The sequence below is a fragment of the Pseudarthrobacter sp. NamE2 genome (genome assembly GCF_005796205.1).
Lineage (GTDB): Bacteria > Actinomycetota > Actinomycetes > Actinomycetales > Micrococcaceae > Arthrobacter.
This window is the reverse complement of sequence record NZ_VAHN01000052.1, coordinates 1-540: the sequence shown is the minus strand read 5'-3', so window position 1 is coordinate 540 and position 540 is coordinate 1. Positions and strand designations below refer to the sequence as shown.

General features: G+C 66.9%; 1 protein-coding gene. It reads right to left on the bottom strand.

Annotation, left to right across the window (positions count from 1 at the left end; translation table 11 throughout):
* On the bottom strand, positions 1 to 540 hold a 540-nt coding region (locus FDW83_RS18975; protein WP_138139607.1), incomplete at both ends, for a DUF3618 domain-containing protein.

The window sequence follows — 540 nt, the reverse complement described above, 5'->3', positions numbered from 1 at the left end:
GGCGGTGGCTTTGACGTTTTCGACGGCTTCCTGGGCGGGTTCCTTGAGGTCCTGGACGACGTCCTTGGCTGCCTCGGTGACCTTGCCGGCCAGGGGCTGGGCTGCGGTTTTGACCTGCTCGGCGGCTTCGCGTTCCTTCCGGCTTGGCGGGATCAGGGACGAAACGAGCAGCCCGGCGCCGAACGCGATGAGCCCGGCGGCCAGGGGATTGCCCTGCGTTTTGGCTTTGACCTGATCCGGTGCCTGGGACAGGGCGGTGCCGGCCTCGGAAAGTCTGGCCGAGACGTTGTCCCTGGCATCGTGCAGGGTGTCGCCGGTGGAGTGCAGGGCGTTGGTGGTGTGTCCGGCGCCGGAAGAGGCGGTGTTGTGGACTTTGGTGGTGGCGGTGTCTGCTGCTCCCATGACTTTCTCCTTCACGCCGGTGACGGCGTCCTTGACGCTGCCCTTTACCTTGTCGGTCTGGCGGTGGACGATGTTGGACGGGGTGACCTTGTCCGCGACGGCGTCCACGTTGGTGCCCAGGCGTGCGCGGGTGGCTTC